At 73.2% G+C, this 22135-nt stretch carries 19 protein-coding genes; 8 read left to right on the plus strand and 11 right to left on the minus strand.

Annotated features, from left to right (window positions below):
• Positions 1 to 5: 5 nt before the first annotated feature.
• The 4 genes from ACIPXM_RS01310 to ACIPXM_RS01325 all read right to left on the minus strand — a co-directional run bounded on the left by ACIPXM_RS01310 (position 6) and on the right by ACIPXM_RS01325 (position 3699).
• Positions 6 to 860 (minus strand): 1,4-dihydroxy-6-naphthoate synthase, encoded by an 855-nt coding sequence (locus ACIPXM_RS01310; RefSeq protein ID WP_401650501.1) that lies wholly within the window; start codon positions 858 to 860, stop codon positions 6 to 8.
• The gene (locus tag ACIPXM_RS01315; protein ID WP_401650504.1) at positions 857 to 1678 is read right to left on the minus strand and encodes a futalosine hydrolase; all 822 of its coding nucleotides are present in this window, start codon (positions 1676 to 1678) and stop codon (positions 857 to 859) included. Before ACIPXM_RS01315 ends, ACIPXM_RS01310 begins: the two co-directional genes overlap by 4 nt.
• Positions 1679 to 1685: 7 nt before the next feature.
• The gene (locus ACIPXM_RS01320) at positions 1686 to 2168 is read right to left on the minus strand and encodes a DUF2771 domain-containing protein (RefSeq protein ID WP_401650507.1); all 483 of its coding nucleotides are present in this window, start codon (positions 2166 to 2168) and stop codon (positions 1686 to 1688) included.
• Between the two features lie 115 nt (positions 2169 to 2283).
• Complete coding sequence (locus tag ACIPXM_RS01325) at positions 2284 to 3699, minus strand: MFS transporter (protein ID WP_401650510.1); 1416 nt, start codon at positions 3697 to 3699, stop codon at positions 2284 to 2286.
• Between the two features lie 494 nt (positions 3700 to 4193).
• Between ACIPXM_RS01325 and ACIPXM_RS01330 the strand changes: the two genes are divergently transcribed.
• Both ACIPXM_RS01330 and ACIPXM_RS01335 read left to right on the plus strand, forming a co-directional pair.
• On the plus strand, positions 4194 to 5234 hold the full coding sequence (locus tag ACIPXM_RS01330) for a DUF3027 domain-containing protein (protein ID WP_401652424.1): 1041 nt from the start codon (positions 4194 to 4196) through the stop codon (positions 5232 to 5234).
• A gap of 465 nt (positions 5235 to 5699) precedes the next feature.
• Positions 5700 to 8957, plus strand: coding sequence for a sacsin N-terminal ATP-binding-like domain-containing protein (locus ACIPXM_RS01335; RefSeq protein ID WP_401650513.1), 3258 nt, complete (start codon positions 5700 to 5702; stop codon positions 8955 to 8957).
• Positions 8958 to 9012: 55 nt separating this feature from the next.
• Here ACIPXM_RS01335 and ACIPXM_RS01340 read toward each other — a convergent pair whose 3' ends face one another.
• Complete coding sequence (locus tag ACIPXM_RS01340) at positions 9013 to 10566, minus strand: alpha/beta fold hydrolase (RefSeq protein WP_401650516.1); 1554 nt, start codon at positions 10564 to 10566, stop codon at positions 9013 to 9015.
• 102 nt (positions 10567 to 10668) lie between these two features.
• Positions 10669 to 10932, minus strand: a complete 264-nt coding sequence (locus tag ACIPXM_RS01345) for a hypothetical protein (protein WP_401650519.1) — start codon at positions 10930 to 10932, stop codon at positions 10669 to 10671.
• A gap of 39 nt (positions 10933 to 10971) precedes the next feature.
• On the opposite strand from ACIPXM_RS01345, the gene ACIPXM_RS01350 reads away from it, so the two are divergent.
• Positions 10972 to 11850 carry a transcriptional regulator gene (locus tag ACIPXM_RS01350; protein WP_401650521.1) on the plus strand — a complete coding sequence of 293 codons (879 nt, stop codon included), beginning with the start codon at positions 10972 to 10974 and terminating at the stop codon, positions 11848 to 11850.
• Positions 11851 to 11888: 38 nt separating this feature from the next.
• Here the strand turns inward: ACIPXM_RS01350 and ACIPXM_RS01355 are convergent, their stop codons facing one another.
• Entirely contained in the window at positions 11889 to 12554 is a 666-nt protein-coding gene (locus ACIPXM_RS01355; RefSeq protein ID WP_401650524.1) for an HAD family hydrolase, read from the minus strand.
• A 293-nt stretch (positions 12555 to 12847) separates the two neighbouring features.
• On the opposite strand from ACIPXM_RS01355, the gene ACIPXM_RS01360 reads away from it, so the two are divergent.
• A complete protein-coding gene (locus ACIPXM_RS01360; protein ID WP_401650527.1) occupies positions 12848 to 13924 on the plus strand; it encodes a hypothetical protein in 1077 nt (358 codons plus the stop codon).
• Here the strand turns inward: ACIPXM_RS01360 and ACIPXM_RS01365 are convergent.
• Together ACIPXM_RS01365 and ACIPXM_RS01370 are read right to left on the minus strand one after the other, a co-directional pair.
• On the minus strand, positions 13887 to 16346 hold the full coding sequence (locus ACIPXM_RS01365; protein WP_401650530.1) for an HAD-IC family P-type ATPase: 2460 nt from the start codon (positions 16344 to 16346) through the stop codon (positions 13887 to 13889). The genes ACIPXM_RS01360 and ACIPXM_RS01365 overlap by 38 nt on opposite strands.
• Positions 16347 to 16499: 153 nt before the next feature.
• Entirely contained in the window at positions 16500 to 16817 is a 318-nt protein-coding gene (locus tag ACIPXM_RS01370; protein ID WP_401650532.1) for a DUF2530 domain-containing protein, read from the minus strand.
• A 143-nt stretch (positions 16818 to 16960) separates the two neighbouring features.
• Between ACIPXM_RS01370 and ACIPXM_RS01375 the strand changes: the two genes are divergently transcribed.
• The gene (locus tag ACIPXM_RS01375) at positions 16961 to 18418 is read left to right on the plus strand and encodes an NCS2 family permease (protein ID WP_401650535.1); all 1458 of its coding nucleotides are present in this window, start codon (positions 16961 to 16963) and stop codon (positions 18416 to 18418) included.
• Here ACIPXM_RS01375 and ACIPXM_RS01380 read toward each other — a convergent pair.
• Positions 18388 to 18660: a hypothetical protein gene (locus ACIPXM_RS01380; RefSeq protein ID WP_401652426.1), complete on the minus strand. Its 273-nt coding sequence runs from the start codon at positions 18658 to 18660 to the stop codon at positions 18388 to 18390. The genes ACIPXM_RS01375 and ACIPXM_RS01380 overlap by 31 nt on opposite strands.
• Before the next feature lie 214 nt (positions 18661 to 18874).
• Between ACIPXM_RS01380 and ACIPXM_RS01385 the strand changes: the two genes are divergently transcribed.
• Positions 18875 to 19318: a MarR family winged helix-turn-helix transcriptional regulator gene (locus tag ACIPXM_RS01385; protein WP_401650537.1), complete on the plus strand. Its 444-nt coding sequence runs from the start codon at positions 18875 to 18877 to the stop codon at positions 19316 to 19318.
• Positions 19319 to 19345: 27 nt separating this feature from the next.
• Positions 19346 to 20737: an MFS transporter gene (locus tag ACIPXM_RS01390; RefSeq protein WP_401650539.1), complete on the plus strand. Its 1392-nt coding sequence runs from the start codon at positions 19346 to 19348 to the stop codon at positions 20735 to 20737.
• A 99-nt stretch (positions 20738 to 20836) separates the two neighbouring features.
• Here ACIPXM_RS01390 and ACIPXM_RS01395 read toward each other — a convergent pair whose 3' ends face one another.
• A complete protein-coding gene (locus ACIPXM_RS01395) occupies positions 20837 to 21391 on the minus strand; it encodes a GNAT family N-acetyltransferase (RefSeq protein ID WP_401650542.1) in 555 nt (184 codons plus the stop codon).
• Between the two features lie 47 nt (positions 21392 to 21438).
• On the opposite strand from ACIPXM_RS01395, the gene thpR reads away from it, so the two are divergent.
• Positions 21439 to 22038 carry an RNA 2',3'-cyclic phosphodiesterase gene (thpR, locus tag ACIPXM_RS01400; RefSeq protein WP_401650544.1) on the plus strand — a complete coding sequence of 200 codons (600 nt, stop codon included), beginning with the start codon at positions 21439 to 21441 and terminating at the stop codon, positions 22036 to 22038.
• Positions 22039 to 22135 lie beyond the last annotated feature (97 nt).

The raw sequence follows: 22135 nt of genomic DNA on the forward strand, positions 1-22135 counted from the left end.
CTCCCTCAGGGGAACCGCAGGGCGTCCGGGCCGAGGGGTGGTACGAGTCCCTCGGCCGCGGCGCGGGTGAGCAGCCCGCGCACCGCCGCGTAACCGCTCTCGCCGAGGTCCGCGGTGAACTCGTTGACGTAGAGGCCGATGTGCTGATCGGCCACCCGCGGGTCCATCTCCTGCGCGTGCTCCAGTACGTACGGCCGGGAGACGGACGGGTCGTCCCAGGCCATCCGGACCGAGCTCCGGGCCGCGTCGGCGAGCGTACGGAGCATGTCCTCGCCCAGCGACCGCTTGGCGACGATCGCGCCGAGCGGGATCGGCAGGCCGGTGGTGTGCTCCCAGTGCTCGCCCATGTCGGCGAGCGCGTGCAGCCCGTACTCCTGGTACGTGAAGCGGGCCTCGTGGATGACGAGTCCGGCGTCCACCTTGCCGTCCCGCACGGCGGGCATGATCTCGTGGAACGGCATCACGACGACCTCGCCGACCCCGCCGGGCACCAGGTCCGCCGCCCACAGCCGGAACAGCAGATAGGCCGTCGACCGCTCGCTCGGCACCGCCACCGTCCGGCCCGCGAGCCCGGCCGGGTCGCCCGGCTCCCGGGTCAGCACCAGCGGCCCGCAGCCACGCCCGAGGGCGCCGCCGCACGGCAGCAGCGCGTACTCGTCGAGGATCCAGGGCAGCACGGCGTACGACACCTTCAGGACGTCGTACGGCGCTCCGCCGCGCTCCGCCCAGCCGTTGGTGAGGTCGATGTCGGCGAAGGTCACGTCGAGCCGCGGGGCGCCGGGGACGCGGCCGTGCGCCCAGGCGTCGAAGACGAAGGTGTCGTTCGGGCAGGGCGAGTAGGCGATCTTCAGCTTGGTCATGACGGCGGCTCCAGGGGCTCGGCGGAGACGAGGGCGTGCGGGGCGAGCGTCCGGAAGGCGGCGGCCAGGGCGGCGAGCGCGTCGCCGATCCGCCAGGCGGCGCGGTCGCGCGGGCCCACGGCGTTGGACACGGCACGGATCTCGACGACGGGCACCCCGTGCGCGGCGGCGGCCTCGGCGACCCCGAAGCCCTCCATCGCCTCCGCCGCGGCCCCCGGGTGACGTTCCGCCAGCTCGGCGGCGCGCCGGGCGGTGCCGGTCACCGTCGACACGGTGAGCACCGGACCGACGGCGTACGGGACCCCGGCGGCGCCGAGAGCCCCGGCGAGGGCGGTGGTGAGAGGGGCGGCGACCGGGTGGGCCGAGCGGCCGAAGCCGAGCCGGTCGACGGGGAGATAGCCGTCCGGGGTCTCGGCGCCGAGGTCGGCGGCGACGACCGCGTCCGAGACGACGACGGTGCCGATCGGGGCGCGCGGGAGGAAGCCCCCGGCGATGCCGGCCGAGACGACGAGGTCGTACGGGGCGGGGGCGCCGGTCGCAAAGGCGCTGGCCGCGACGGCGAGCGCGGTGGCGGTGGCGGCGGCGGCCATGGCCGGTCCGACGCCAGCGACCAGGACGTCCACGACGAGGCCGTCCGTGCGGCCGGGCAGGGTCAGGCGGCGCAGCGCGAAACCGCCGGGCAGTGGGACGGACTCCGTGCGGGGAGCCGCGTCCGGGGCCGTGCCCGGGGCGGTGCCCTGGGCCGCCGACGCGAGGCCGGTGGCCACGGAGTCCGCCTCCGCCGCCACGGCCGTCACGATCAGGATCCGGTGGGTCACCGGTGGATCAGGAGTCCTTCTTCTTGAGCTCGAAGGACCAGATGCCGGTCACCGACTTGCCCGAGCTCTCGACCAGGGTCACCTGGGTCTGGCTGGTGGCCTCGCCGGTCTGGCTGGAGAAGAAGGCACTGGCCGGGATGGTCCGGTAGGTCTTCTTGAACGGCTCCGGCTCGGCGTTGGTGCCGTTCAGGAAGATCGTCCAGCCGTTCTCGGCGACGTCCGGGTCCACGCCGAAGCGGACCTTGTCGGACGGGTCGACGGAGATCGTCTTGCCGGCCTTCTTGTTGAGGCAGGCCGCGATCTCCTTCTCGGGGAGGGCCTTGCCGTCGTTGTAGCAGGCGGCCTCGGAGTTCACCGACGAGGAACCGACCGTCACGGTCGCAACCGGGGTCGGCTTGTCGCAGGCGGAGAGGACGAGGAGCCCGGCGGAGACGGCCCCGAGGGCCGCGACGGCACGGCGGCGCTTGCGGGTGAGGAACGCAACGGTCATGGCCCGAAGGCTATCGGGCCCTCGCGCCCACGACACGCGGGGGTACGGCGTGCCGCCCCGACATCCACCCCGAGCCCGGCGGCGACCGCCGCCCCGCGCCCGCCCGGCAGCACCCTCACGCCACCCGCGTCTTCTCCGTACGGCCCTTCCCGCCGCCGCCCCCACCGCCCCCACCGGTCCCGCCACCGCCCTGGCGGCGGGCCGCCGTGAGCAGGCCGCGCACCGACAGCAGGACGCCGAGACCCAGGATGCCCGCCGCCACCGACAGGCCGAGGGTGCCGTTCAGGGGCAGCGAGATGCCGATCGCGCCGCCCACCACCCAGGCCATCTGGAGCGCCGTCTCGGAGCGGGCGAACGCCGAGGTGCGCACCACCTCGGGCACGTCACGCTGGATCAGCGCGTCCAGGGACAGCTTCGACAGGGCCTGGGTGAGGCCCGCGACCGCGCCGAGCACGGCGACCATCGGGCCGCCGAAGAAGACGGCCGCGAGGATCGCGGTGACCAGGACCGTCGACACCATGGTGGCGATGATCACCTCAGGGCCGTGGCCCCGGTCGCGCAGCAGCGAGCCGCAGGCCGTCCCGCACGCGTTGCCGACGCCCGCCGCGACCGCGACCATGCCGAGCGACACGGCGGCGCTCTGCCCCGGCAGCGGATGCACCCGCAGCAGGAACGCCAGGAAGAAGATCAGGAAGCCGGAGAGCATCCGCTGCGAGGCGTTCGCCTGCAGCCCGTGCAGGACCGCCGGGCCGACCGTGCGCAGACTGGGCTTCTTCTCGCCGTGCGTCAGCAGATGGGCCCGCCGCTCACCCTTCGCCGAGTCGACCTTCGGCGGCATCCGCAGCGCCCAGAAGGTGCCGAGCAGGAACAGCGCGCACGCGCCGTACAGCGGCCAGCCGGGGCCGATCAGCTGGAGCCCGGCGCCGGCCGGGGCGGCGATGCCGGTGGCGAGCAGGCCCGCGAGGGTCACCCGCGAGTTCGCCTTCACCAGGGAGAAGTTCGGTGGCAGCAGGCGCGGCACGACGGCGCTGCGCACCACCCCGTACGCCTTGGAGGCGACGAGGACGCCGAGCGCCGCCGGGTAGAGCTCCAGGCCGCCGGTGGCGACCGCGCCCGACATCAGGATCGCGAGCACCGCGCGGGTCAGCATGGCGCCCGCCATGGCCGCCCGGCGGCCGTGCGGGAGCCGGTCGAGCAGCGGGCCGATGACCGGGGCGAGGAGGGTGAAGGGCGCCATGGTGATGGCGAGGTAGAGCGCGACCCGGCCGCGGGCCTCGTCGGTGGGGACCGAGAAGAAGACGGTGGAGGCGAGCGCGACGGTGATCATGACGTCGCCCGCGCCGTTGACGGCGTGCAGCTCGATCAGTTTTCCGAGTCCCGATTCCCCGGCGCCGTGCGCGTGGGTGGCCTTGCGGATGCCCTTCGCGGTGCCGGTGAAGGGCAGGTGGAGGGCGCGGCCGACCGCCCGGCCCGCTCGGCTGAGCGGCCCGGCATGATCGTGGGATCGTGCGGAAGACCGTGCGGCTGCCACCCCGTCATAGTGCCCCACCCGCAGGTCGTACGAACCGATGGCGGGGCCGCCCGGGCCCCTCGACGCCGTTCCGACGGCCCGCGGACGCCGCCCCGACGCCGTACGGATGCCGCCCCGACGCCGGGCGGAGGCCGGGCGGGCCCCGGGCGCATCCCGGGCGGATCCCGTACGGGACGGGAGTGGGACGGGAGTGGGACGGGAGTGGGCAGGGGTGAAGGTCGCGGGGGGCGAATTCCGGCCGTCCGGCGGCCCGTGGGACACCCTTCGCACGGCGCGCCGAAGGGTCCCGGAGCGCGTTCCGGGGTCCGCGATGCGGGCCACTTGGAGCGGGCAGGTGGGCTGAGCGCTGCGAACGGGGTAGCGTGCGTAGCGCGCCACCGGCGGTTGTTCTCGGCCGCGCGCCTCTTCGGCATCCCGCAGAATGGATGACGTTAGGTGTGCCCGAGACGCGCGAGATGAACGAGTACGAGAGACATCGCCGGGCGTGGACGTCGATGCGGCCCTCTGGTCCGCTCCGTCCACAGCCCGGGACTTCGCTCCGCTCGCTCCCGCTGCCCTCGGCCGGCGCACCCGTGAGACGGCGTAGGAGAGAAGCGAGACCTGTGAGTGCTGCGACGAGTGCTGCGACGACGCGAAGCCGTACCCCGCGAGCCACGCGTACCCCCGACCGTCTCTGCGCCGAGGCGGTAGACCTCGCGAGGGAGGCCGCCGAGGAGGCGGCCGCGCCCGGCGTGGTCGGCGAGCATGTCGACGTCGTGGCCGAGGGCGACCGGGTCGTCACCCATTTCTTCGAGAGCAAGGAGCCGGGGTACCGGGGCTGGCGCTGGGCCGTCACCCTCACCCGGGCGTCCCGCGCGAAGAACGTCACGCTCGACGAAACCGTCCTGCTGCCCGGCCCCGACGCCCTCCTCGCACCCGAGTGGGTGCCGTGGAGCGAGCGGCTGCGCCCCGGCGACATGGGCCCCGGCGACCTGCTCCCCACCGAGCAGGACGACCTGCGCCTGGAGCCCGGCTGGACCGGCGAGGACGTGCCGCCGCCGAATTCCATCGTCTCCGAGGAGATGGAGGAGCACCTCGACGACGAGGACGCGGAGCTCACCTCCCGTACCCCCGCGCGCGGCTCGATCGCGGCGGTCGCCGAGGAGCTCGGCATGCGCCGGGCCCGGGTGCTGTCCCGCTACGGCCTGCACATCGCGGCCGACCGCTGGGACGAGGCGTTCGGCGCGAAGACCCCGATGGCCCTGGCGGCGCCCGCGACCTGCGAGTCCTGCGCCTTCCTGGTGCCGCTGGCCGGATCCCTGAAGCAGGCGTTCGGCGTCTGCGCGAACGAGTTCGCGCCCGCCGACGGCCGGGTGGTGTCGCTGTCGTACGGCTGCGGCGGCCACTCGGAGGCGGCCGTCATGCCGAAGCCCCCGCGCCCGGCGGAGCCGGTCCTCGACTCGATGGCGGTGGACGCGTTCCCGCTGCGCCCGGCCCGCGACTCGGGTTCGGTGACGGAGCCGGACGGGGCGTCGGAGGACCTGGGTCACTCGTAGCGGCGAGCCCGGTGGGCCTGCGGGCCGGTGGGCCCGTGGCGGGCCCCACGGCCCGGTGGACGCCCCCGGCGGTCGGCGCCCGGCCCCCCAAGCCCGGCCGCAGGGCCGCAGGGCCGTACGGACCGTCAAGGCCCTCGTACGGCCCTGGTCCGGGCCCTGCCACGGCCCAGGCCAACCCCTGCCACGGCCCAGGCCAACCCCTGCCCGGCCCCGCAGGGCTGATCCCCGGCGGACCCCCGACGCGCCCTCGCCCGGCGTGCGCGCGGGGGCGCGGGAGTGATCCCGTACGCCCTGTCGCGGGGACGTGCCCCGGCGGTGGGCGGGGTGTGGAGCACGGTACCTTCGGGCACCCGGTCAGAAACCGAACAGGCCGAGACCGCAGTCCCCGCAGTGCCCGTAGTCCCCGCAGCGAGCGCGCTGCGATCCGGCAGCAGTCCCGCAGCAGTCCCGCGGCAGCCCCGCAGAGTGGAGTCAGGCGTGAGCGTCAGCGTCAGGACGTCGACCGACGGAACCGACCCCTTCGGTACCGCACGGCTCCGCAGAGGCGTGCTCGACGCGTGGGGCGCGGGCCCGGCCCGGTTCCGGGAGGACGCCAACGCCGAGGAGGACCTGGTCCTCGGCGGCTACCGCGACCGGCTGGTCGTCGAGCTGGCGCAGAACGCCGCCGACGCGGCCCGCCGGGCCGGCGTCACCGGCCGCTTCCGGCTCACCCTGCACCCGGCGGACGCCGACGGGCCCGCCGTCCTCGCCGCCGCGAACACCGGCGCCCCGCTCGACGCCACCGGCGTCGAGTCGCTGTCGACGCTGCGCGCCTCCGCGAAGCGCGGCGACCAGGACAACGACCAGGACAACGGCGCCGTCGGCCGGTTCGGCGTCGGCTTCGCCGCCGTCGTCGCCGTCACCGACGAGCCCGCCGTCCTCGGCCGCCACGGCGGCGTCCGCTGGTCCCTCGCCGAGGCCCGCGAACTGGCCACCGACGCCGCCCGGCACAGCCCGGGACTCGGTGACGAGCTGCGCCGCCGCGACGGCCACGTACCGCTGCTGCGCCTCCCGCTGCCCGCCGAGGGCACCGCGCCCGACGGCTACGACACCGTGGTGGTGCTGCCGCTGCGCGACGCCGCCGCCGTCGACCTGGCCGAACGGCTGCTCGCCGCGGTCGACGACGCCCTGCTGCTGACCCTGCCGGGGCTGACCGAGATCGTCGTCGAGACGGTCGACGGCACCCGCGTCCTGACCCGCTCCGAGGCGGACGGCTACGTCCACCTGACCGAGACCACGGCCGCCGTCGGCCCGGGGGCCGACGACACAGCCGCGACGACCCGCCGCTGGCGGACCGTCAGCCACGGCGGCCCGCTCGACCCGGCGCTGCTCAAGGACCGCCCGGTCGAGGAGCGGCTGCGCCCCCACTGGTCGGTCACCTGGGCCGTACCGGTGGACGCCGAGGGCGCGCCCGAGCACCCGCGCACCGCGCCCGTGGTGCACGCGCCGACGCCCACCGACGAGCCGCTCGGGGTGCCCGCGCTGCTCATCGCGTCCTTCCCGCTCGACACCGCACGCCGTCACCCGGCACCCGGGCCGCTGACCGACTTCCTGGTGGACCGTGCGGGCGAGGCGTACGCCGAACTGCTCGGCGACTGGCGGCCGGTGACCACCGGCACGCTCGACCTGGTGCCGGGCCCGCTCGGCAAGGGCGCGCTCGACGGGGCGCTGCGGGCGGCGATCCTGGACCGGCTGCCCCGGGTGGCGTTCCTGGCCCCGGCCGCCGTGTCCGAGGAGCTGCCCGCCGCGCTGCGCCCGATCGAGGCGGAGGTGGTGGAGGGCGCGGGCGCCGAGACGGTGCTGGTGCTCGCCGAGGTGTTCCCGACGCTGCTCCCGGCCGGACTTGAGCGCCGTACGGAGCTGCGCACGCTGGGTGTCGGGCGGCTGCCGCTGACCGAGGCGATCGACCGGCTGGCGGGTGTGGAGCGGACGCCGGAGTGGTGGTGGCGTCTTTACGACTCGCTGGCGGGCGTCGATCCGGACCGGCTGACGGGCCTGCCGGTGCCGCTGATGCCGACGGGACCGGCGGGACCGGCGGGACCGGCGAGTCCTGCGGACCCCGAGGCCCCCGGGGCTCCCGAGGGCGGTCCGGCCCGGGCGCGGACGACGATCGGCCCCCGGCAGGTCCTGCTGCCGCTGGAGCACACCCCGGTGGACCTGGTGCGGCTCGGGCTGAAGGTGGCGCACCCGGACGCGGCGCACCCCATCCTGGAGAAGCTGGGCGCGGTCCCGGCGACCCCGCGCGCGGTGCTGACCACCCCGCAGGTGCGGGCGGCGGTGGCGGGGTCGCTCGACGCGGGGGAGATCTGGGACGAGGACGCCGACGCCCCGGACGCGGAGGAGCTCGCCGAGACGGTCCTCGCGCTGGTGCGGGACGCGGACCTGGCGCCCGGCGACGAGCCGTGGCTGGGCGCGCTCGCGCTGCCCGACGAGGACGGCGAGCCGGCCCCGGCGGGTGAACTCGTGCTGCCGGGTTCGGCGTTCGCGGCGGTGATGCGCGAGGGCGAACTCGCCCTGGTGGACGCGGACCTGGCCGAGCGGTGGGGCGAGCAGCCGTTGGCGGCGTGCGGGGTCCTGGCCGGTTTCCAGCTGGTGCGGGCCGCCGATCTGGTGCTCGACCCGGACGAACTGGAGCCGAGGGACGGCGACTTCGCCGAGCCCGACGACGCCGGGCTGCTCGACGCGGTCGACGTGTGGTGCGAGGACGTCCTGGACCGGCTGCCGGAGACCCCGGTGCCGCCGGTGGCGACCGAGATCGTCGCCGTACGGGATCTGGACCTGGTCGACGACGACGCCTGGCCGCAGGCCCTCGCCCTCCTCGCCCAGCCGCCGCTGCGGGACGCGCTGGTGCAGCCGGTGCGGGTGCTGCTCCCGGACGGCACCACGGAGACCGTCCGCTCGTACACCGCGTGGTGGCTGCGCGACCACCCGGTCCTGGACGGGCGGCGCCCGGCCGGACTGCGGGCGGCGGGCACCGACCCGCTCCTGATCGGCCTGTACGACTCCGCCGACGCGACCGGCTTCGAGGACGAGCAGGTGCTGCGCGCCCTGGGCGTACGGACCTCGGTGGCGGCGCTGCTCGACGAGCCCGGCGGCGCGGCCGAACTCCTCGCCCGGCTCGCGGACCCGGACCGCGAGGTCTCCGGGGCCCAACTGCATGCCCTGTACACGGCGCTGGCCGATCTCGACCCGGAGCAGGTGACGCTGCCGGACGAGCTGCGCGCGGTGGTCGACGGCGAACTGGTGGTCGTCGACGCGGCCGACGCGCTGATCGCCGACGCCCCCGACCTGCTGCCGCTCGCGGCCGGCCTGCCGCTGCTCCCGGTGGCCCCGTCCCGGGCGGCGGACCTGGCGGAGCTGCTCCAGGTGCGGCGGCTCGGCGAGACGGTGGCGGCGGAGGTGACCACGGAGGGCGAGGAGCACGAGGTCCCGCCGTCGGTCCTCGCCCTGCTCGGCCCCGCGACCCCCACCACGTACGTCGAGCACGAGGAACTCCTCGCCGCGGACACCGAACTCGACTGGCGCCGCACCCCCGACGGGGTCCTGCACGCCGCCACCCTGGAGGGGGTGGCGGCGGGCCTGGCCTGGGCGGCGGGGCAGTGGCCGCGCCGCTTCGAGGTGGCGGCGTTGTTGGAGGACCCGTCGAGGACGGCGGAGCTGGCCCGCGACCGCTGGTTCGACTAGCGGTCGGGCGGGGGCCCTTGGGCCAACCGGGCTACCGGGCTACCGGGCTACCGGGCTACTTGGCGCAGCTGATGTCGGCGGCGGGCAGCCGTCCGGTGCCCAGGTAGGCGTTGACGGCGCCGTCGATGCAGGCGTTGCCGTAGAACCCGTACAGGCCATGGGAGTTGACGTCCTTCAGCGTCACCATCCGGGAGCTCGGCAGCATCCGGTGCAGGGCGACGGCGCCCTTGTAGACGGTGCGGGTGTCGCCGGTCGCGCCGACGATCAGGGCGGGCAGGTCGGTGCGGACCTGGGTGAGGGGTTCGCGGGGGCGGTCCCAGAAGGCGCACGGGGTGACGTTGCTCAGGGCGGGGCCGAGGACGGGGTGCGCGGCCCGGCTCGCCTCGACCTGGCGCCAGTACGTCTCGGGGTCGCGCGGCACGGCCTTGTCGGCGCACATGATGGCCATCTGGGCCCCGGCGGACGCGCTGTCCGCGTCGGTGAACACGTACCGGAGCAGGGCGGCGAAGTCCGGGGTCAGCGGTCCGGTGGGCTGCCCGGCGGCGGCCTTCGCGAGGGCGCCGACGGCGACGGCGAGGCTGTCCAGGGACGGTTCGCTGTCGTCGACGAGGCCGCCGAAGACGATGAACGGCACCTGCGTGTCGTCGAGCCGGAAGGTGTCGGCACCCTCACCGAGCACCAGCGGGCCGCGCCCGGCGGCCTCGACGGCGTGCCGGACCGCGCCGAGCACCTCGGGCGCGGTGCGGCCGAGGCTGTAGGTCGTGTGCCGGGCGGCGGTCCAGGCGGCCCAGTCGTCGAGGGCGTGCTCGTTGGCGTCGATCATGCCGGGCAGCATCGTGGCCCCGTACGCGGTCGGGTCCAGGGCTCCGTCGAACACGAACCGGCCGACCCGGTCGGGGAACAACTGGCTGTAGACGGTGCCCAGGTAGGTGCCGTACGACACCCCGAGGTAGTTCAGCTTCCGCTCACCGAGCGCGGCCCGGATCCGGTCCATGTCCCGCGCGGTGTCCCTGGTCGACGCGTACGGCAGCAAGTCGCCCGCGTTCTTACGGCACTTGGCGGCCAGGTCCTTCTGGAACGCGACCTGCCGGTCGAAGCTGGCCCGGCTGTTCCCGGCCCCTGTGATGCCGCTGCCGACCGGCCACTTGCAGTCGATCGGGTTGCTCCGGCCGACGAACCGCGGATCCATCCCGATGATGTCGTACCGCCCGGCGACCTCCTTCAGCGCCGCCTTCACCCGCGGCGGCGCCCCGAGCGTGGGCCCACCGGGCCCGCCGTCGTCGAGCAGCAACGCCCCGATCCGGTGCGCCCGGTCGGTGGCCGCGATCCGCGAGATCGCGATCCCGATGCTCCGCCCCGCCGGCCGCCGATGGTCCAACGGCACCCGCACCTCGGCACACTGGGCCCCGGCGTCGGCCAGCTCCTGCCCGACCTGATCGTCCGGCCCGAGGACGCAGCTTCCCCACCGCAGCCCGCCGGTGCCCTGCGGTACGGCGCTCTGCGGTCCGTCGCTCCGGGGATCGGCCTGGGCGGCCCCGGCCCCCGACAACCCGATCCCGGCACACATGGCCAAGGCCGCCCCGAGGGCGACTATGTGATGACGTGTCATGCCATCGACCGTAGGGCCGGCCGAGCCGGGCCCGCAGCGCGGCAACCCCCCGGATCGGCCCGGGGGTTGTCCCCCGGTCGCTTTTCGGACGGGTGGGCGGGCTCATCGCGCGGGCTGGATGTTGTCGGCGGACGCCGTCCACTCGGTGCCCGCCGGAGACCTGATGTGCGCGATCCGCAGCAGGCGGCCGTCGCCGTGCAGTTCGTGGGTGACGGCGGTGAGCAGCCCCTCACCCCCGCTGGCGATGTCCCGGACCCGCTCGCGCAGCAGAGGATGCGCGTCCTCGTGCCCGTCCGGCCCCGCCGGAGGCAGGGCCTCCGCGTCGGCCTTCTGCTCGACCCGCTCCCAACCGCGCGCCGCCCGCACGCGCGGATCGGGCGGGCCGAGGTCGAGGCGATCATCGCCATGACCGAGCACATCAGCGATCTCGACGACAAGTTCGGCGGGCGGATGGCCAGGCCCATGGCGGCGGCCTTCCTCGTGAACACGATCGTGCCGGGGCTGCGGGCGAGCGCGTCCGATGGCGTGCGCTACGCGCTGCGTTCGGCCGCTGCCGACCACTGCTACCTCACCGGTTACATGGCGATGGACGAACGTGCGGACGGGCTCGCGCAGGCGTACTACACGAAGGCCCTGGAGCTGGCAGGGGCGGCGGGCGACCATCTGACCTACTGCACCACCCTGCGGGGGATGAGCGTGCAGGCCGTCGACCTCGGGCACGGGTCGCTCGCCGTCCGTCTCGCCGACGCCGCCGCCTCGGCGGCGCCCGAGGCGGGGCCGAGGATGCGCGCTTTCCTCGCCGGGCAGCAGGCGCACGCCGCCGCGCGGACCGGTGACCGGACGCGGGCGCTGCTGCACATCAAGGAGGCGGAGGCGGCGATGGAGAAGGCGGAGTCGCGGGCGAAGGCGTTCGGCTCGTACGACCCGTCGGCGCTGAACTACCACGTCGGACAGGTACGGCACGAACTCGGCGACGGCGCGGGCGCGGTGGAGTCCCTGGAGCTCGCCGACCGGCTCCGGGAGCCCGTCTACCGGCGCACGCGGGTGCGCTACAACGCCATGCTCGCGGAACGGAAGCTGGCGGTCGGGCGGCTGGAGGAGGCGTGCTCGGTCTGGGACCGGGTCCTCGACGACTACCCCCATGTGCGGTCGGGGCGCTGTGACGACCGGGTGCGGATCATGCTGTCCGCGCTGCGGCCGCACCTCGGGAACGCGCGAGCCCGGGAGGTCTTCGAGCGGGGGCGGACCTCGGCGATCGGGGTGCGGTCGGCCGGGATGCGGTAGGGCTCGACGCCCTGGTACGTACGGGTGGGAGACGACGGTCAGCGCGCTCGCCCGTTGAACTGGACGATGTTCCCCGAGAGTTCGGCCAGGCTCTCGACCCGGAAGGTCGGAAGCTTCGTCGCCTCCTCGGTGTGCCACTGGATCGTCGCCCAGGGGCCGCGGTGCACGAGCGCGGTCCGCATCCCGGCCGTGACCGCCGGGCGCAGGTCGTTGTCGACGCGGTCGCCGACGTACAGGATCTCGCCCGGCTCGAACGGCACGACCTCGGCAACCCGGTGGAAGAACGCGGGGTCGGGCTTGCTCGCGCCCCAGTCGTCGGAGGTGCCGATCAGCTCGACGTCGTCGCTGAACAGCTCACGCAGGATGCCGCCCGCGCGTGTCGTCTGGTTCCCGGCGATGCCGAGCCACAGGCCGTCGGCGCGGAGCTGCGTGAGTGCGGGGCGGACATCGGGGTAGAGGTCGTCCTCGCCGAAGTGCTCGGGGTGCCCGGCGGCGGCGCGGGCTTCGCGCTGCTCATAGAGGTCGAATCCCGGCCGGAACTCCTGGAACGTCTCCCGGTAGTCGCGGCCCTGGGCGATGACCGCGCCGAACATGGCGGCGAAGGTGTGCCGGGGGACACCGAGCCAGTCGGCCCAGGTGCCGTACTCCCGGGTCTCGTCCACCAGGCACTCGCCAACGTCGAAGACCACTGCGCGAATTCTCATGGCGGGATCCTACGGACGCGTCAACGGCGGTTGCCGGGTCGGTCTCTTCGACCGGGGCGTGGCCGGCCGGGATGCGGTACGACTCGACGCCCTGTAAGTACGGCGGGCAAGGAACACCAAACCCACCCCCTCCATCCCCCAACTCCCCACGCCACACGATCGGGTGAAGGATTGTCCGGTAGCCGGACGGGTGCGGTACGGTCAGCCGCACAACGGCATATGCAATAAGTCAGCCCCCGGCAGGACGGCAATCCTGACGAGGGCCTACCGCTTAGGAAGTAGCGCTCTTCCCAATGGCTGTCACGCAGTCTAACGCGACCCTGTCCGCGTACCCCGCCCCGTTCGAGATCCCCTTCGGCGCACCACGCTCAGGGGTGATCCATGTGCGACACCGGCACCGTACGAGCTTCACGGTGGTCGGGAACCATCTGGCCCAGTTCCAGGGGATGTCCGCCGTCGCGCGGGGCATCGGGGTGTTCATCCAGTCGCTGCCCGACGGCGCCGACATCACCATCAAGCAGCTCATGCGGGAGTTCCCGGAGGGTGAGATCACCATCCGGCGGGCGGTCAACGAGCTGGTCGCGGCCGGGTACCTGGAGCGGCGGCGGGTCGCGCTCGGCGGCGGACGGTTCGCCACCCGGCTGATCTGGTACGACAAGCCCGGCTGCGGCGGCGGCCCCCAGCGTCCGGCCGCGAGCCCGGCACCCGCACCCGCACCCCAGCCCGCTCCGCAGCCCGCCCCGCTGGAGGATCCCGAGGCGGAATGCGGAGTGGATCCCGAGGCCGATCCCGAGATGTGGCCCGAGGACTGGCCCGAGACCGAACCCGAGACCGAACCCGAGGCATGGCCTGATGCCGATACCCAGGCGGCGGGGCCCGATCCCGACGCGGAGCCCGTACCCCCGCCCGTACCGGACACCGCTCCACCCACCCCGCCCCTTCCGGCAGAGCCCCTCACCGGGCCCGCCGTCGACCTCCTCGCCCGTCTCCGGGTCGTCGATCCCCGGCTGCTGCTCTCCTGGCCCGACGTGCGGGCCCTCGCGCCCGAGGTCGACCGGTGGTTCGCGCGGCAGGCGACACCCGCGCAGGTGGTGCGGACGCTGACCGCCGGGTTGCCGCCCGCGCATGTGCCCATCCACCGGCCCGTACGGTTCCTCGCCCACCGGCTCGCCACGCTGCTGCCGCCACCGCTGCCCGCCGAGGCGCCACGGTTCCATCCGGCGCGCCCGCCCGTCGTGAGCTGCGAAGGGTGCGAGCGCGGGATCAGGACCCACGACCCGCACCCCCTGTGCGGCGACTGCCGGACGGCTCCGCGTCCGACGACCCCGGCCGCTACGCCGGGAAGCGCCGCCCCACCCACCGCCACGTGAACTCGAGCACCGCCGCGCCCGCCGCCGCGATCGCGACCGCCGTCCACGGCATCGTCACGCCCACCAGCTTCAGCGCGAAGAAGTGCTGGAGCCAGGGGACGACGAGGACAAGCAGGAAGGCGCCGCCCATCGTGGCGACCAGGGCGATCCGCCACCAGGTGTAGGGGCGGGCGATGATCGCGAGGACCCACATGGAGACCAGGAACAGGGTGAGGGTCGCCGCGCTGGTCTCGGCGTCGAGGGCGCCCGGGCCCGTGTAGTGGTGGCGGGCCAGGAGGTACGTGGTGAAGGTGGCCGCCGCCGCGATGGTGCCCGCGGGGATCGCGTACCGCATCACCCGCCGCACGAAGTGCGGTTTCGCGCGCTCCTTGTTGGGGGCGAGCGCCAGGAAGAAGGCCGGGACGCCGATCGTCAGGGTGGACAGCAGGGTGAGGTGACGGGGCAGGAACGGGTACTCGACCTGGCAGACCACGACCAGGATCGCCAGCAGCACCGAGTAGACCGTCTTCGTCAGGAAGAGCGTCGCCACCCGCGTGATGTTGCCGATCACCCGGCGCCCCTCGGCCACCACCGACGGCAGCGTGGCGAACGAGTTGTTCAGGAGCACGATCTGCGCGACCGCGCGGGTCGCCTCCGAGCCCGAGCCCATCGAGACGCCGATGTCGGCGTCCTTCAGGGCCAGCACGTCGTTCACGCCGTCGCCGGTCATCGCGACCGTGTGCCCGCGCGACTGCAGCGCCGCCACCATGTCCCGCTTCTGCTGCGGGGTGACCCGCCCGAACACCGCGTTCTCGTCGAGGACCTTCGCCATGTCCTCCTGCCCGGCCGGCAGCGTCCGCGCGTCGACCGTGTTCTCGGCGCCCGCGAGCCCCAGCTTTCCGGCCACCGCGCCCACCGACACCGCGTTGTCGCCGGAGATCACCTTCGCGGCGACGTTCTGGTCCGCGAAGTACGCGAGGGTGTCCGCCGCGTCCGGCCGCAGCCGCTGTTCCAGGACCACGAGCGCGGTGGCCCGCGCGTCCTTGCCGACCTCGGGGGAGTCCAGATCGTGCGCGGTACGGGCAAGCAGCAGCACCCGCAGACCCTGCTCGTTCAGCCGGTCGACCTCCGCGAGCGCCGGGTCACCGGCCGGGAGCAGCACGTCCGGCGCGCCGAGCAGCCACGTCGAGTTCTCGCCGTCGCCCTCGCTGAACGCCGCCCCGCTGTACTTCCGCGCCGACGAGAACGGCAGCGACTCCGTGCACCGCCAGTCCACCGAGTCCGGATAGGCGTCGATGATCGCCTGGAGGGAGGCGTTCGGCCGCGGGTCCGACTCGCCGAGCGCGCCGAGCACCTTCCGTACGTACGCCTCGTCCGCGCCGTTCAGCGGCTTCAGCGCGGTCACGTCCATGCCGCCCTCGGTGAGGGTGCCGGTCTTGTCCAGGCACACCACGTCCACCCGGGCCAGACCCTCGATCGCGGGCAGCTCCTGCACCAGGCACTGCTTGCGGCCGAGCCGGATCACGCCGATCGCGAAGGCGACCGAGGTCAGCAGCACCAGGCCCTCGGGGATCATCGGGACGATGCCGCCGACGGTCCGGGCGATCGAGTTCTTGAAGTCGTTGTCCTTGACCACCAGCTGGCTGATGATCAACCCGATGGCGGTCGGCACCATCATCCACGTCACGTACTTGAGGATCGTGGAGATGCCCGACCGCAGCTCGGAGTGGACGAGGGTGAAGCGCGACGCCTCCTCGGCGAGCTGCGCCGCGTACGCCTCGCGCCCCACCTTCGTCGCCGTGAACGCGCCGCCGCCCGCGACCACGAACGACCCCGACATCATCCGGTCGCCCGGCTTCTTCACCACCGGGTCGGCCTCGCCGGTCAGCAGCGACTCGTCGACCTCCAGGCTGTCCGCCTCGGCGACCTCGCCGTCGACCACCACCTTGTCGCCGGGCCCGAGCTCGATCAGGTCCCCGAGCACGATCTCGGACGTGGAGATCTCGACGGCAGCGCCGTCCCGCCGTACGGTCGGCTTCGCCTCGCCGATCACCGCGAGCCCGTCCAGGGTCTTCTTGGCGCGCAACTCCTGGATGATGCCGATGCCGGTGTTCGCGATGATCACGAAGCCGAAGAGGCTGTCCTGGATCGGCGCGACGCACAGCATGATCACCCACAGCACGCCGATGATCGCGTTGAAGCGGGTGAAGACGTTCGCGCGGACGATGTCGGCGGTGGAACGCGAGCTGCGCAGCGGTACGTCGTTGATCTCGCCGCGCGCGACCCGCTCGGCGACCTCGGCGGCCGTCAGACCGCCGGGCCGGTGCACGACGGGTGCGGTGGCGGTGGCCGCGCCGGTGGCGGTGCCGGACGGATCGGCGGGCGGTTCGCCGCCCGGCCCGTCCCCGCCGCCACCTGTGTCGATCTTCGCCCGCTGAGTCATGTTTTCGACGGTACGGCGGGATACGGCAGGTCACCTGCCGAGAAGTCCGAAGATCAGACCAGGGGAGGACGGGAATCGTCCCGGGGTGGTACGAGGATCAGCTCGTCCAGTAGGGGGTAAGGGGGTGCGCCCCCTGGGGGCGTGCTGTGCGCGCTACGCGCCGGCCGGGCCCGTCGCGCCGGTCGCGCCGCCCGCGGAGCCTTCCGCGTCGGCCGCAGCCGCCCGCTCCGCCGCGTACCGCTTCAGCGCCGCGTCGCGCCCCCGCACGTACCAGATGCCGATCAGGCCGAGGCCCGCACCGGCCAGGCAGGTCCACACCCACCAGGTCAGGTCGCGGTCGGCGAACCAGCCGTAGAAGGGGACCTGGACGAGGAACAGGACGAACCAGAGGATCGTGCCGCCCGTGATGGTGGCCACGACGGGGCCCTCAAGGGGCTCCGGTGCCTCGTACTTCGGTGTCCACTTCGCCATGGGGCCAGTCTAGGCGGCCGGTTTTCGGGTCTACGCGCGGAGATGGACTGGCCCTCGTTCATGTGTTCATACTGAAACGGTTTGCCTATGGCGGGTTTCCTTCGTATGAACCGCCAATAGATACCTCGCGAGGAACCCACACCATGAGCTCCACGGCCACGGCCCAGGCCACGCCCCCCGCGCCCGGCGGCGGCACCCCCGCCTCCGGCGGATCCGCCCTCGACCGCTACTTCAAGATCTCCGAGCGCGGCTCCACCGTCGCCCGCGAGATCCGCGGCGGCTTCGCCACCTTCTTCGCGATGGCCTACATCATCGTGCTGAACCCGATCATCCTCGGCAGCGCCAAGGACATGTACGGGCACCAGCTCGACGGCGGCCAGCTCGTCACCGCGACCGTCCTGACGGCTGCCTTCTCCACCCTCCTCATGGGCGTCATCGGCAACGTGCCGATCGCCCTCGCCGCCGGACTCGGCGTCAACACCGTCGTCGCGCTCCAGCTCGCGCCGCGGATGGCCTGGCCGGACGCGATGGGCATGGTGGTGCTCGCGGGCATCGTCGTCATGCTGCTCGTCGCCACCGGTCTGCGCGAGCGCGTGATGAACGCCGTCCCGGTCGGCCTGCGCAAGGGCATCGCGATCGGCATCGGCCTGTTCATCATGCTCATCGGCCTGGTCGACTCCGGCTTCGTCTCCCGCATCCCGGACGCCGCGCACACCACCGTGCCGCTCCAGCTCGGCGCCGACGGTCACCTCACCGGCTGGCCGGTGCTCGTCTTCGTCCTGGGCGCCCTGCTCACCCTCGCGCTGCTCATCCGCAAGGTGCCGGGCGCGATCCTGATCTCGATCGTCGTCATGACGATCGTCGCCATGGTGATCAACGCCGTCGCCACCGTCCCGTCCTGGGGCCTGACCACCCCGAAGTGGCCCGGCAATCCGGTGGCCTCGCCCGACTTCGGGCTGTTCGGCGAGTTCAGCCTGTTCGGCGGCTTCCACAAGGTCGGCGTGCTGACCGGTGTGCTGTTCGTCTTCACCGTGCTGCTGTCCTGCTTCTTCGACGCCATGGGCACGATCCTCGGCGTCGGCGACGAGGCCAAGCTGATGGACAAGGACGGCAACTTCCCCGGCATCAACAAGGTGCTCCTCGTCGACGGCCTCGCGGTCGCCTCCGGCGGCGCCACCTCGTCCTCCGCCACCACCTGCTTCGTGGAGTCCACCGCCGGTGTCGGCGAGGGCGCCCGCACCGGTCTGGCCTCGGTGGTGACCGGTGGTCTCTTCTCGATCGCGCTGTTCCTCACGCCGCTCGCCACGATGGTGCCCTCGCAGGCGGCGACCCCCGCGCTGCTCGCGGTCGGTTTCCTGATCCTGGCCGGTTCGATCAAGGAGATCGACTGGAGCGACTTCACCATCGCGGTCCCGGCGTTCCTCGCGATGCTGATGATGCCGTTCACGTACTCGATCACGAACGGCATCGGCATCGGCTTCATCAGCTTCAGCGTGCTGCGTCTGGCGGCCGGCCGCGGCCGCGAGGTCCCGGTGGCCATGTACGTGGTGTCGGCGGTCTTCGTCTTCTACTACGCGATGCCGGCGCTCGGCCTGACCTGATCGGTGATGTGCGGTACGGAGCCGGGCGGCGGGCCCGGCTCCGCCCCCGGCCCCTGCCCCCGCCCCGTGCCGTAGAACTTCTCCGTCTCCTCGACCGCGGTCTTGAACCGCTCGTCGAAATCCTCCCGAATGAGCGTCCGGACGACATAGTCCTGGACGCTCATTCCCCGTTTGGCGGCATGTCCGCGGAGCCGTTCCAGCAGCTCTCCGTCGATGCGCAGGCTGAGCACGGTCGATTCCATGCCGGACAGGTTCGCGCCGCTCATGGCCCGCGCGCGTCACTTTCCGGATCGCTCTCACTCGTTTGGGTGACAGATTGCGACGCCGTGTTTTCGCAGGGTGGGCGAATCGGCCCCGGATCGCCCGTGCGGGTGATCCGCTGGGCCGCCCTGGGGGTGATCCAGATCGCTCCGTATCGATTGGTCTTTAGGGAAAGTAATGAGTTATCCTAAATACATGCCTGACCTGTCCCATGGCACCGCCGACGACGCCGCGGCCGTGAACGCGCTCCGCAGCTCCGTCATGCGGCTGAGCCGACGCCTCAAGCGCCAGCGCGTCGACGAATCGCTGAGCCCGACCGAGATGTCGGTCCTGGGCACCCTGTCGCTCTGCGGCTCGGCCACCCCCGGTGAGCTGGCCCGCAAGGAGCACGTCCAGCCGCCGTCGATGACCCGCATCGTCGCGCTGCTCGAAGCCAAGGGCCTGGTCAAGCTGGAGCCGCACCCCGACGACCGTCGGCAGAAGGTGGTCAGCCAGACCGAGCAGGCCGAAGCCATGCTCGAAGAGTCCCGCCGCAAGCGGAACGCCTGGCTCGCGACCCTCGCCGAAGGTCTGGACGAGGACGAATGGGCGAAGCTGCGCGCCGCCGCCCCGGTCCTGGAGAAGCTCGCCCACCTATGACCCCAGGCGCCAAGGAGGCGACGCACTTTGAGTACGGGACCCGGAGCAGACTCCGCCCCCGTCCATGAATCCGATACCTACGCGCGGGCGCACCAGCGCTCGCGCACCCGCCGGGGCGACCCGCGCACCCGCCGGAGCAAGGGGACCTTCTCCTCGCTCTCGATCCGGAACTACCGGCTGTTCTTCACCGGAGCGATCGTCTCCAACACCGGTACGTGGATGGCCCGGATCACCCAGGACTGGCTGGTCCTGAGCATCACCGGCTCCGCCACCGCCGTCGGCATCACGACGGCCCTGCAGTTCCTGCCGATGCTGCTGTTCGGTCTGTACGGCGGCGTCATCGCCGACCGCTACCCGAAGCGGCGGCTCCTGCTCGTCAGCCAGGCCGCGCTCGGCCTGTGCGGACTCGCCCTCGCCGTACTGACCCTGACCGGTCAGGTCCAGGTCTGGCACGTGTACCTGATCGCCTTCCTGCTCGGCATGGTCACCGTGGTCGACAACCCGACCCGCCAGTCCTTCGTCTCCGAGATGGTCGGCCCGGACCAGCTCCGCAACGCCGTCTCGCTGAACTCCGCGAACTTCCAGTCCGCGCGCCTCATCGGCCCCGCCGTCGCGGGCGTCATGATCGCGTCGATCGGCAGCGGCTGGGCCTTCCTGATCAACGGCCTGTCGTTCCTCGCGCCGATCATCGGCCTGCTGCTCATGCGCCCGAGCGAACTCCACAAGGTGGAGCGCGCCCCGCGCGGCAAGGGCCAGCTCCGCGAGGGGCTGCGGTACGTCGCCGGGCGGCCCGACCTGATCTGGCCGATCGTCCTCGTCGGCTTCATCGGCACCTTCGGGTTCAACTTCCCGATCTGGCTGACCGCCTTCTCGGAGGACGTCTTCCACGTCGGCGCCGGTACGTACGGCTTCCTGAACACCCTCATGGCGGCCGGCTCCCTCGCGGGCGCCCTGCTCGCGGCGCGGCGCGGCTCGACCCGGCTGCGCAAGCTGGTGGTCGCGGCGGGCATCTTCGGCGCGCTGGAGATCGCGGCGGCGATGTCGCCGTCGTTCTGGCTGTTCGCGCTGCTCCTGGTGCCGATCGGCATGATCGGCCTCACGGTCAACATCAGCGCCAACTCGGCGGTCCAGATGGCGACCGACCCGGTCATGCGGGGCCGGGTGATGAGCCTCTACATGATGGTCTTCGCGGGCGGCACCCCGATCGGCGCGCCGCTGCTCGGCTGGGTGACCGACACGTACGGCGCGCGCGTCGGCTTCGCGATCGGCGGCCTGGTGTCGCTGGTGGCGGCGGCGGTCATCGGCCTGATCCTGGCGAAGGTCGGCGGCCTGAAGGTGGCGCTGGGCTGGCAGCACGGACACCCGAGCGTGCGGTTCGTGCCGGTGGGGCGACGCCCTGAGCTTGCGGCCGCGGCCTGAGCGAGAGGTGCGGGCCCGCCCCGGACTGACCGGTGCGGGCTCACCTCCGGGGGTGACTACGGGTGCGGCTGTGCCCGTAGAGGCGAACCGAGCCACAAATCAAAGGCGCTGTTCCAGCACCTGGCCCGGCCAGTCGTTGACCTCGAACGTCTCCGTACGCGTGAAGCCCTGGCGCTCGTAGTACTCCACGAGCCGCCCCTCGCTGCCCGCGAAGCAGTCCACCCGCAGCAGCGAGACGCCCTGGCGGCGGGTCTCCTCGGCCGCGTGGGCGAGGAGGGCGGCGCCGACGCCGTGGCCGTGGAAGCGGGCGTCGGTGGCGAGGAAGCGGACGTACTGCTCCGGCTCGTCGGCCGGGGCCACGTACCCGCCCGGGTGCGGGGTGAGGGTGAGGGTGCCCGCGGGGACGCCGTCGATCTCGGCGATCAGCGGGATGCCCTCGCCCGCGACCTGCTCGACGAGTTCGACTGTCTTGGGCCGCGAGGTGAACGGGTCGGTGCCCCACTGCGCGGTGATGCCCTTGCCGTTGAGCCAGACCACCGCGCTGTCGAGTATCGCGAGGATGGCGGGGACGTCGGCCGGCCCGCCCTGCCGGATGGTGATGCCGTTGTCGTGGCGATCGTCGTTGCGATTGCCGTTGCCGTTGCCGTTGTTCATCCGGCGAGGATAGGTGCGGGCGGGGCAGGCGTTCCATACTCGCTCCCATGGCTCCCTTGGCTCCCGCTTCTCTGCGGCTCTTCGCCGCCGTTCTCCCGCCGCCCGCGCAGCTCGCCGAGCTGGCCGCCGCCGTGGACCGGCTCGTACCGCTGCCGGGCGCGGACGGGCTGCGCTGGACCGCGCGGCCCGGCTGGCACTTCACGCTGGCGTTCATGGGCGAGGTCGACGAGGCGCTGCTGCCGGAGCTGAGTGAGCGCCTCGGCCGGGCCGCGCACCGGACGGCGCCGTTCCCGCTGCGGCTGCACGGGGCCGGGCACTTCGGGCGGGCGGTGCTGTGGGCGGGGGCGGCCGGTGGCCTCGACGAGTTGCGGCGGCTCGCGGAGCGGGCGGACGCGGCGGCCCGTCGGGCCGGGGTGTCGATGGACGAGCACCGCCGCTACACGCCGCACCTCACGGTGGCCCGGGCCCGGGATCGTACCGGGGCGGTGGACCTGACGCCGTTCGTGGCGGCGCTCGACGGGTTCGAGGGCGGCCGGTGGGAGGTCGGGGAGCTGGTGCTCGTACGCAGCAATCTGCCCAGTGGGCAGCCGGGGGAGCGGCCGCGGTACGAGACGGTCGCCGCATGGCCGCTCGGCGGGGCGGGTTAACCTCGAAGGGTGGACCCGAAAACCCGTAACCGGATCATGGCCGGTGTGCTCGTCCTGATGTTCGCGATCATCGCGGTGGCGTCGCTGGTGGGCCAGT

It is taken from the genome of Streptomyces sp. NPDC090025 (assembly GCF_044748125.1).
In the GTDB taxonomy this organism is placed as follows: Bacteria; Actinomycetota; Actinomycetes; order Streptomycetales; family Streptomycetaceae; genus Streptomyces.

What these genes read in the sequence shown, in the direction of transcription:
- ACIPXM_RS01370 (WP_401650532.1), bottom strand. Translation starts at nt 16,817, where the DNA reads ATGGCGAAGTGGACACCGAAGTACGAGGCACCGGAGCCCCTTGAGGGC.
- ACIPXM_RS01350 (WP_401650521.1), top strand. Translation starts at nt 10,972, where the DNA reads ATGACCGAGCACATCAGCGATCTCGACGACAAGTTCGGCGGGCGGATG.
- ACIPXM_RS01310 (WP_401650501.1), bottom strand. Translation starts at nt 860, where the DNA reads ATGACCAAGCTGAAGATCGCCTACTCGCCCTGCCCGAACGACACCTTC.
- thpR (WP_401650544.1), top strand. Translation starts at nt 21,439, where the DNA reads ATGGCTCCCTTGGCTCCCGCTTCTCTGCGGCTCTTCGCCGCCGTTCTC.
- ACIPXM_RS01365 (WP_401650530.1), bottom strand. Translation starts at nt 16,346, where the DNA reads ATGACTCAGCGGGCGAAGATCGACACAGGTGGCGGCGGGGACGGGCCG.
- ACIPXM_RS01330 (WP_401652424.1), top strand. Translation starts at nt 4,194, where the DNA reads ATGCGGCCCTCTGGTCCGCTCCGTCCACAGCCCGGGACTTCGCTCCGC.
- ACIPXM_RS01375 (WP_401650535.1), top strand. Translation starts at nt 16,961, where the DNA reads ATGAGCTCCACGGCCACGGCCCAGGCCACGCCCCCCGCGCCCGGCGGC.
- ACIPXM_RS01380 (WP_401652426.1), bottom strand. Translation starts at nt 18,660, where the DNA reads ATGGAATCGACCGTGCTCAGCCTGCGCATCGACGGAGAGCTGCTGGAA.
- ACIPXM_RS01355 (WP_401650524.1), bottom strand. Translation starts at nt 12,554, where the DNA reads ATGAGAATTCGCGCAGTGGTCTTCGACGTTGGCGAGTGCCTGGTGGAC.
- ACIPXM_RS01395 (WP_401650542.1), bottom strand. Translation starts at nt 21,391, where the DNA reads ATGAACAACGGCAACGGCAACGGCAATCGCAACGACGATCGCCACGAC.
- ACIPXM_RS01340 (WP_401650516.1), bottom strand. Translation starts at nt 10,566, where the DNA reads ATGACACGTCATCACATAGTCGCCCTCGGGGCGGCCTTGGCCATGTGT.
- ACIPXM_RS01385 (WP_401650537.1), top strand. Translation starts at nt 18,875, where the DNA reads ATGCCTGACCTGTCCCATGGCACCGCCGACGACGCCGCGGCCGTGAAC.
- ACIPXM_RS01360 (WP_401650527.1), top strand. Translation starts at nt 12,848, where the DNA reads ATGGCTGTCACGCAGTCTAACGCGACCCTGTCCGCGTACCCCGCCCCG.
- ACIPXM_RS01320 (WP_401650507.1), bottom strand. Translation starts at nt 2,168, where the DNA reads ATGACCGTTGCGTTCCTCACCCGCAAGCGCCGCCGTGCCGTCGCGGCC.